This window comes from Neobacillus fumarioli NBRC 102428 (assembly GCF_001591485.1).
Taxonomy (GTDB): domain Bacteria; phylum Bacillota; class Bacilli; order Bacillales; family Cytobacillaceae; genus Neobacillus; species Neobacillus fumarioli.
This window is the reverse complement of sequence record NZ_BCUZ01000116.1, coordinates 1-8,401: the sequence shown is the minus strand read 5'-3', so window position 1 is coordinate 8,401 and position 8,401 is coordinate 1. Positions and strand designations below refer to the sequence as shown.

Annotated in this window: 9 protein-coding genes; 6 read left to right on the top strand and 3 right to left on the bottom strand. The window is 41.9% G+C overall.

The features are described from left to right. Positions 1 to 294: 294 nt before the first annotated feature. From BFU02S_RS13205 to BFU02S_RS13185, 5 genes are all read left to right on the top strand, one after another. Positions 295 to 1,695, top strand: a complete 1,401-nt coding sequence (locus BFU02S_RS13205; RefSeq protein WP_066371465.1) for an isochorismate synthase — start codon at positions 295 to 297, stop codon at positions 1,693 to 1,695. A gap of 1 nt (position 1,696) precedes the next feature. After that, positions 1,697 to 3,439 (top strand): 2-succinyl-5-enolpyruvyl-6-hydroxy-3-cyclohexene-1-carboxylic-acid synthase, encoded by a 1,743-nt coding sequence (menD, locus tag BFU02S_RS13200; RefSeq protein WP_066371463.1) that lies wholly within the window; start codon positions 1,697 to 1,699, stop codon positions 3,437 to 3,439. Beyond that, a complete protein-coding gene (menH, locus tag BFU02S_RS13195) occupies positions 3,440 to 4,261 on the top strand; it encodes a 2-succinyl-6-hydroxy-2,4-cyclohexadiene-1-carboxylate synthase (RefSeq protein ID WP_066371461.1) in 822 nt (273 codons plus the stop codon). Positions 4,262 to 4,333: 72 nt separating this feature from the next. Then, positions 4,334 to 5,152 (top strand): 1,4-dihydroxy-2-naphthoyl-CoA synthase, encoded by an 819-nt coding sequence (gene menB, locus BFU02S_RS13190; RefSeq protein ID WP_066371459.1) that lies wholly within the window; start codon positions 4,334 to 4,336, stop codon positions 5,150 to 5,152. An 85-nt stretch (positions 5,153 to 5,237) separates the two neighbouring features. After that, a complete protein-coding gene (locus BFU02S_RS13185; protein ID WP_066371457.1) occupies positions 5,238 to 6,740 on the top strand; it encodes an o-succinylbenzoate--CoA ligase in 1,503 nt (500 codons plus the stop codon). Between the two features lie 224 nt (positions 6,741 to 6,964). Here the strand turns inward: BFU02S_RS13185 and BFU02S_RS16470 are convergent, their stop codons facing one another. Further along, positions 6,965 to 7,123: a DUF1540 domain-containing protein gene (locus BFU02S_RS16470; RefSeq protein ID WP_084361115.1), complete on the bottom strand. Its 159-nt coding sequence runs from the start codon at positions 7,121 to 7,123 to the stop codon at positions 6,965 to 6,967. 138 nt (positions 7,124 to 7,261) lie between these two features. Continuing rightward, entirely contained in the window at positions 7,262 to 7,489 is a 228-nt protein-coding gene (gene yidD / locus BFU02S_RS13180; protein ID WP_066371455.1) for a membrane protein insertion efficiency factor YidD, read from the bottom strand. Between the two features lie 116 nt (positions 7,490 to 7,605). Here yidD and BFU02S_RS13175 point away from each other — a divergent pair, with 116 nt between their 5' ends. After that, entirely contained in the window at positions 7,606 to 8,073 is a 468-nt protein-coding gene (locus tag BFU02S_RS13175; RefSeq protein WP_066371453.1) for an S-ribosylhomocysteine lyase, read from the top strand. A gap of 46 nt (positions 8,074 to 8,119) precedes the next feature. Here the strand turns inward: BFU02S_RS13175 and BFU02S_RS13170 are convergent, their stop codons facing one another. Beyond that, positions 8,120 to 8,377: a DUF6154 family protein gene (locus BFU02S_RS13170; RefSeq protein ID WP_066371466.1), complete on the bottom strand. Its 258-nt coding sequence runs from the start codon at positions 8,375 to 8,377 to the stop codon at positions 8,120 to 8,122. Between the last annotated feature and the right edge of the window lie 24 nt (positions 8,378 to 8,401).

Here is an 8,401-nt window from a genome sequence, read left to right as displayed (position 1 = left end):
CAGGCTGACCAATGCGCTTGCGCTTTTCTTATCTATTTATGTCCACCCCTTAGTGTATGGAATTACTGGTATAGTGTCAATCAAATTTTACTATCAAAACTAGAAGATAATACCTGTAGGAAATTTTTTTCAAGTCATTTGCTAACCTAATCCTTAAAATATGACATATAATAGGGAATGAATCCGGAACAATAGAAACGAGTATAATTGACTTCTTTGCATAGCGGTAGTATCTTTAAAAAGGCAGAAAAATGAATGGACAGCAGTCATTTTGACTGTTTTGGAGGGATTGGTTTGATTACCATTCAGGAATCGGAAATAGTAGAAAGGGGCCTTTTGGCCATTCATCGTGCAAAAGAGCTTGGTCATCCTGTGCTGCTTAGTGAAGTTCATAAACTGGATACAATGGATCCACTTGCCTTTTTTAAGCAGGGAGAAAAGCGCTTTCTTGGAGAGCGTTTTTTCTGGAAGGATCCAAATGATGAGCTGGTTCTCGTTGGCCTGGGGATTTCACACCAAATTCGTACGGATCAGGAGGCTGGCCGCTTTTTTCATGTGGAACAAGAATGGAGAAGTTTATTAAAGGACAGTTTTGTTTCTAATCCATATTCGTTAATTGGAGCAGGGCCTTGCATTTTTGGGGGATTTTCTTTTGACCCTGATAAAGAAAAATCAGAGCTTTGGTCAAAATATGCTGACGCATTATTCTATTTACCAAAATATTTATTAAGTAGGATAAATGGTGAGAACTATTTAACAACTAATATTGTCCTTAAGGCAAATGATGATAAAACGTTTTTAACTAAGGTCAGCAATGAGCGTACTCAGTTACTGTATGAGATACAGCAAGACCACAGGGGACAACAAGCGGGTCTGATCGAAACAAAAGAAATTTCTCCAAAAGAATGGAAAAATAGTGTTTCAGCTGTTGTGAAGGAATTAACAAACGGCCCTTTAAAAAAGATCGTCCTTGCCCGTGAACTTAGACTTATGTTTAATGGACAAGTAGAGATCTCGGATGTGCTGGAGAAGCTGCATGTTCAGCAGCATGAAAGTTTTATCTTTGCGTTTGAGTCAAATGGCGATTGTTTTATCGGTGCGACACCAGAGAGACTTATTAAAAAACAAGGCAATGAAATTTTTTCTACTTGTCTTGCCGGCTCTATATCTCGTGGTGATACGGCTCAAGAGGATAGGATGTTAGGGGAAACATTATTAAATGACCGGAAAAATCTGCTTGAACATCAATATGTTGTGGAGATGATTAAACAAGCACTGGAAGAAGCATGTGATGAAGTTATTTTGCCAGACAAACCACAGCTGATGAAAATACGTGACATTCAGCATCTTTATACACCTGTTATTGGCAAATGCCGGGAGGATACGTCCCTGCTACTGCTTGTTGAACGGCTGCATCCGACACCGGCGCTTGGCGGACTTCCAAAGAAGGAAGCTGTTGAAAAGATTAGGCAGGTAGAAAAGTTGGACCGCGGTTTATATGCCGCCCCGATTGGCTGGTTGGATTACCTAGGCAATGGGGAATTTGCGGTGGCGATCCGTTCAGGATTAATTCAGGGTAATGAAGCATCATTGTTTGCCGGCTGCGGAGTGGTAGCTGATTCTGATGCGGAAAGTGAATATCAAGAGACGGCATTAAAGTTTCGGCCCATGCTGTCGGCTCTCGGAGGAAAATAATATGAGTCATCAAGAAGCATTAACAGCATATCTTGTAAGCTTTGTCGCAGAGTTATATCATTCAGGTATTACAGATATTGTAGTCAGCCCAGGATCAAGGTCTACACCAATGGCCATGGTGATGGCGGAACACCCGGATTTAAAGGTTCATATTCATGTTGATGAACGATCTGCCGCTTTCTTTGCATTAGGTATTGCCAAAGCAACGAACAGGCCGGTGGCGATTCTTTGTACATCCGGAACAGCAGCGGCCAACTACTTTCCGGCTATTGTTGAAGCGCGTTATTCACGCGTTCCACTCTTGGTGCTTACCGCTGATCGGCCCCATGAACTTCGGGAAGTCGGTGCACCGCAGGCAATTGATCAGATTCATTTGTATGGCCAACATGTGAAATGGTTTGCTGAGATGGCCCTGCCAGAGAACAGTAAGGAAATGATTCGTTATGCTAGAACAGTCTGTGCCAGAGCAATTGCAATAGCCGTACAAGCACCAGCGGGACCCGTTCATTTAAACTTCCCATTCCGGGAACCATTGATTCCGAACCTGCATGAGAAACTTTTTGAAATTGTTGAACGGCCTGAAAGGTATGTTAAAGTGCATAATGGGATGCTAACCGTTGCGGAAGACCGTTTTCAGGAACTTGCTGAAAGGCTGGCGGGAAAAAAGCGGGGAATGATTGTTTGCGGAAACATTAATGACTTACGGTTTGCTCATGCTGTCACAAGGCTTTCAGAAACATTAAAATTCCCCATTTTAGCTGATCCATTATCACAACTCAGGAGCGGAACACATGAGCGCAAAAATGTAATTGATACATATGATACCTTTTTGCGGAATGAAGACGCCAAAGTCTTTTTAAAACCGGATGTGATCATAAGATTTGGCGCTATGCCCGTGTCAAAAGCGCTAATGATCTTTTTGAAGGAAAATGAGGATGCGGATCAAATCGTTGTAGATGGCGGCGGTGGATGGCGCGACCCATCATTGTTGTCAACTGATATGTTTTTTTGCCATGAAACGCTGTTTTGTGAGAAGATTTTAGCTTATACACAGGTAAACCAGGACAGCAGCTATTTGGAGAAGTGGCAAAACATCAATCATCTCACGAAAGAAAATATGACTGTGTTACATGATGTTTCCGAATTAAGTGAAGGGAAACTGTTTTACAAGCTAGCGGATATGCTTCCGGAAGGGGCTGTTCTATTTGTCGGAAATAGCATGCCGATTCGTGACTTGGATAGTTTTTTTCATCACAATGATAAATCCATTCAAATCATGGCCAACCGTGGTGCCAATGGAATTGATGGTACGATATCGACTGCAATCGGGGCGGCAGCGTATACGAAACCATTATATTTGGTGCTTGGAGATTTAACTTTTTTCCATGATTTAACCGGATTGTATATCGCCAAGAAGTATCAGATTGATATTCATATTATTCTTGTAAATAATAATGGCGGCGGAATCTTCTCCTTTTTACCGCAATCGGAACATCCGAAGCATTTTGAACTTTTGTTTGGTACGCCTCTGGACATTGAATTTGAACATGCTGTAAACATGTTTAACGGCAGATTTATTAAAATATCTGATTGGGATCATTTAAACAGGGAAATCAAAAAATCATCTAATGGAATCAATGTCTATGAAATAGAAACGAACAGGGACAGAAATGTAAAAGAGCATCGAGAATTTTGGCAGACGATTTCCCGGGAAATTTCGAAATTTGTCGGCGGTGATCGATAAATGAAAGTGCCAGCGGAAGGTCTGCAATATCATGTTGAGATATACGGCAACGGTTTCCCTCTTGTCCTGTTGCATGGGTTTACCGGTGATTCATCTACATGGAGTCCCTTTCACGAACAGTGGGGGACACATTCTCAATTAATTATTCCAGATATTATTGGACATGGTCAGACAGAGCTTTCTCATGATGTAAATCGGTATAAGATGGAGAAAGCCGCCAGCGATCTTAAAACCATCCTGGATCAGCTCAAGGTGTCTCGTATTGATTTACTTGGTTACTCAATGGGAGGCAGGCTGGCACTTTCATTTGCCATCCTCTTTCCGGGAAGGGTGAGAAAATTAATATTAGAAAGCTCCTCACCAGGGCTCTTAATGGAAGCGGAAAGAAAAAGGCGGCGTGAGAGTGATGCTAAACTGGCACAGTTTATTCGGGAACAGGGAGTAAAGGCATTTGTTGATTATTGGGAGGATATTCCTCTGTTTGCCACGATGAAGCGGCTCCCATCTGCTGTGAAAGAAAAGATCAGGAAGCAGCGGCTGAACAATTCTTCCGAAGGATTGGCAAATAGTTTACTTGGAATGGGAACTGGATCACAGCCATCCTGGTGGGGGCCTCCGCTTCGGAACCTGGATTGTGAAGTTCTGCTCGTAACAGGAAAAGAAGACGAAAAGTTTTGCGGTATCGCCCATAACATGATGAAGGAACTGAAGAACGCAAGCTGGATAACGATTGAAAACAGTGGTCATACAATTCATGTGGAAGAATTCGAGAAGTTTGGTACAATAGTAAGTGACTTTGTGTCTGGTATTAATGGAATGTAAAAATCGGTCTGTTAATACCGTTCAGAGGGACAACCGTCCTTTTTTCATAATAAGAACAAGGAGGTTTTTGTTTTGACAGTTGAATGGGTTCCAGAGCGTAAGTATGATGAAATTCTTTATGAAACCTATAACGGTATGGCGAAAATTACAATCAACCGCCCACATGTACATAATGCATTTACACCGAAAACCGTTATGGAATTGATTGATGCTTTTTCCCATGCACGTGATGATTCTAAAATCGGGGTTATTATCTTAACCGGCGCCGGCGATAAAGCATTTTGTTCCGGAGGCGACCAAAAGGTACGCGGACATGGCGGTTATGTTGGCGAGGACCAAATTCCGCGCCTTAATGTCCTAGACTTGCAGCGTCTAATCCGTGTGATTCCAAAACCGGTTGTTGCAATGGTTAAAGGTTATGCCATTGGCGGCGGCCATGTTCTGCACGTTGTTTGTGATTTAACGATTGCAGCCGATAACGCAATTTTTGGTCAAACGGGTCCAAAAGTAGGCAGCTTCGATGCCGGTTACGGTTCAGGTTACCTTGCAAGAATCATCGGTCATAAGAAAGCCCGGGAAATTTGGTATTTATGCCGCCAATACAATGCCCAGGAAGCGCTTGAAATGGGCTTAGTCAACACGGTTGTACCGCTTGACCAAGTTGAGGCAGAAACAATTAAATGGTGCGAAGAAATGCTGGAGAAAAGTCCAACTGCCTTACGCTTCATTAAAGCTGCCATGAATGCCGATACAGATGGACTAGCAGGGCTTCAGCAAATTGCCGGTGATGCGACATTGCTTTACTATACAACTGACGAAGCAAAAGAAGGCCGAGATGCCTTCAAGGAGAAGCGCAAACCAAACTTTGGCCAATTCCCGCGGTTCCCGTAATACGCTAAAAAAAACAGCTTGATGAGCATCATCGAGCTGTTTTTTTAAATTAGCTGTTTAAACTATTGATCCAGAAGGTGACAACATGCAAAACGAAATAATGCCCAATTTTTTAAAAAAACGAGCTTTTTTAACGCCTGAGCGGACGGCTATATATTTTCAAGATCAGAATCTGACGTTTAAACAACTCTATGATCGAAGTGTAGAAACAGCTGGAAAGCTGCAGGCACTCGGAATTCGAAAGCAGCAATTGGTTGGTGTGTTATTGTCAAATCATTTAGATACAGCCGTCATTTTATATGCTCTCCAACTGTTGGGGGCACCTGCTGTCATGTTAAATAATCGCTTAACACCTGCTGAAATAATTTGGCAGTTAATGGATTCAACGTCGTCGTTTTTGATTTTGGACGATTCCTTTGCTGATCTTGAACCAATTATACATGATCAGTATCCCTCATTAATGACCACAGTCAAAAGCAGGCTAATATCCGGCAGCAGCAGCATCCCCGATATCCAAAATGAAATCAGATTGGCAGACCTCTGTACTATTATGTATACATCAGGTACAACCGGCAATCCAAAAGGAGTCATGCAATCGTATAGGAACCACTGGTGGAGTGCAATTGGAGCGGCGCTAAATTTGGGGATAACTGATAGTGATTGCTGGTTATGTTCAGTGCCGTTATTTCACATAAGCGGGTATTCCATGTTAATGAAATGTGTGATTTATGGAATGCCGATTGTACTCCATGAGAAATTCGATGCGGAAAAAACGATAGAGGATATCATAGCCAAACATGTGACCCTCATGTCAGTTGTTCCAACAACACTAACAAGAATTGTTGATGCACTGAAAGATAGAAAGCTGCCAGACTATTTTCGCTGCATGCTTTTAGGCGGAGGGCCAGCACCACTGCCACTCCTTGAAGCTTGCGTTGAAAAATCAATCCCGGTATTTCAATCATTTGGTATGACAGAAACAGCATCCCAAATTGTTACGCTTGCTCCAGAATATAATTTGAAAAAGTTAGGGTCAGCCGGGAAACCTTTGTTTCCGGCGGAAGTTAGAATTGAATTGGAGGACGGTAGTGACGCTAAGGCCGGCCAAGCTGGGGAGATTGTTGTAAAAGGACCTAATGTTACAACAGGGTACTTAAACCGTCCGGAGGCAACGAAAGAAAAGATTAGGGACGGCTGGCTATATACCGGCGATATCGGTTATATGGATGAAGAAGGATTTTTATATGTGTTGGATCGGCGTTCAGATTTAATTATTTCGGGTGGGGAGAATATTTATCCTGCAGAAATTGAGGCTGTATTATTAACGCATCCAGATGTCGTCGAAGCAGGTGTAACCGGGATGGATGACCCAGTCTGGGGACAAGTTCCCATTGCTTTTACCGTTTTAGCAGAGGGCTCCGGCATTTCAGCAGCAGACCTTCGGGAATATTGTTTGGAGAGACTTGCAAAATATAAAGTTCCGAAAGAGTTTTATTTTACAAAAGAACTGCCAAAAAATGCTTCTAATAAATTGCTGCGGCGGACGTTAAGAGAATGGGTGAAAGAAGGGAAGTTTCAATTATTTTAAAAGGATAAATTTGGACACCGAAAGAGTATTCTAGCTCTTTGCAGCCCGAAGTGGGGGTCGCTTCGGACAGAGTTGAAGTATTTTTATTCTTTGTAGTCCGAACCCGATACCATTTCGGACCCGGTAGAAGAAACCTTGGTCTTTTGGTATCCGTGTGGGGATTGACCGTTTAGGTGAAAACTTTAAAAAGAACCAGACAGTCTGTTGCCTGGTTCTTTCCTATTTTACATATTTTTTGCTTCAAATGTTTGACAATCAGTCTCTTTCTGCGTATCAGCAGTTTTTCCAGTGTGGCTGACGACATATATGCGGTCAGCGCTGCATTTATTACCATTTGCCCAAAATGTACAGTTTTTTACTTCACATAAAACATCTTGTGCCACATGTATCACTCCTTCATTCAAGTCGGTAATACATGAATAGCTTTTGAAAAGAAACTTGCGTGCATGCCTGTTATTGTCAGGGAATACTAACAAATCCTGCAAGTTCAGGCATAATTTTGACCAGAGCGCTGTCTGTTCTTATTCGTTCCATTTCTCCGGAACCGGATCGATTCCGCCAGGATGAAAGGGATGGCATTTTAGAATCCGTTTAAGCGCAAGATAACTGCCTTTCAGGGTCCCGAAGCGCCGAATGGCTTCCAATCCATAATGCGAGCAGGTTGGATAAAAACGGCATGTGGGTGGTTTTAATGGTGATATGGCTATCTGATAAAAACGAATAAGGGCAATAAAAAATTTTTTTAGCATTGTTTTACACCTTCTTATTTTCAAAAATACCACAAATAGCTCTAAATAGCCTAATATGATGAAAAAAACTTGAAATTATAGTATGATTTGTTTAGAAATTCAAAGGAGTGATTGAAATGCCTTCAGTTGAAAGCTTTGATTTGGATCATAATGCTGTAAAAGCCCCTTATGTCCGCCATTGTGGTGTTCATAAAGTAGGTAGCGGCGTTGTTAATAAATTTGATATCCGTTTTTGCCAGCCTAATAAACAAGCGATGAAACCGGATGCCCTTCACTCGCTGGAGCATTTGCTGGCCCACAATATTCGTAATGCCGCCGAGAAGTATAGCTTTGACATTATCGATATTTCGCCAATGGGCTGCCAAACCGGCTTTTATCTTGTTGTCAGCGGGGAACCGAAAGTTGATGAAGTTATTGATCTTCTCGAAGATACAATGAAAATTGCCCTTGAAGCAACAGAAGTTCCTGCAAGCAATGAACGTCAATGCGGCCAGGCTAAGCTTCATACCCTTGAAGGGGCTAAAGAGCTGATGCGTGAATGGCTGAAACATGATAAAGAAGAATTAAAGCAGGTTTTTGCTTAAAAAAGAAGGCGGCAAATTTGTGCCGCCTTTTGATCTTATGTAAAAATCAATGTATGTTCCTCGGATAATAAGTATGAACACGATGCTGGCCGTACTGTTCCTGAGCGAATTTCCCTTTCAGGCTTTCAATTAAATACAGGCCCATTAAGTCGTAAAGTTCTTGTTTATCCATATCTTGAATTAATGCCAGTAGATCTTCATGCGACATCTCTTCTAAAAACGCAAATGCCAGCATATCAATGTCCTCTTCATCACCAGTCAGTTTGTTTCGATACATTTCATATAATTCATCCACTAACTTCATGTTTACACCCCCTGAAAAATTTTC

What these genes read in the sequence shown, in the direction of transcription:
- menD (WP_066371463.1), top strand. Translation starts at nt 1,697, where the DNA reads ATGAGTCATCAAGAAGCATTAACAGCATATCTTGTAAGCTTTGTCGCA.
- menH (WP_066371461.1), top strand. Translation starts at nt 3,440, where the DNA reads ATGAAAGTGCCAGCGGAAGGTCTGCAATATCATGTTGAGATATACGGC.
- BFU02S_RS13185 (WP_066371457.1), top strand. Translation starts at nt 5,238, where the DNA reads ATGCAAAACGAAATAATGCCCAATTTTTTAAAAAAACGAGCTTTTTTA.
- yidD (WP_066371455.1), bottom strand. Translation starts at nt 7,489, where the DNA reads ATGCTAAAAAAATTTTTTATTGCCCTTATTCGTTTTTATCAGATAGCC.
- BFU02S_RS13175 (WP_066371453.1), top strand. Translation starts at nt 7,606, where the DNA reads ATGCCTTCAGTTGAAAGCTTTGATTTGGATCATAATGCTGTAAAAGCC.
- BFU02S_RS13170 (WP_066371466.1), bottom strand. Translation starts at nt 8,377, where the DNA reads ATGAAGTTAGTGGATGAATTATATGAAATGTATCGAAACAAACTGACT.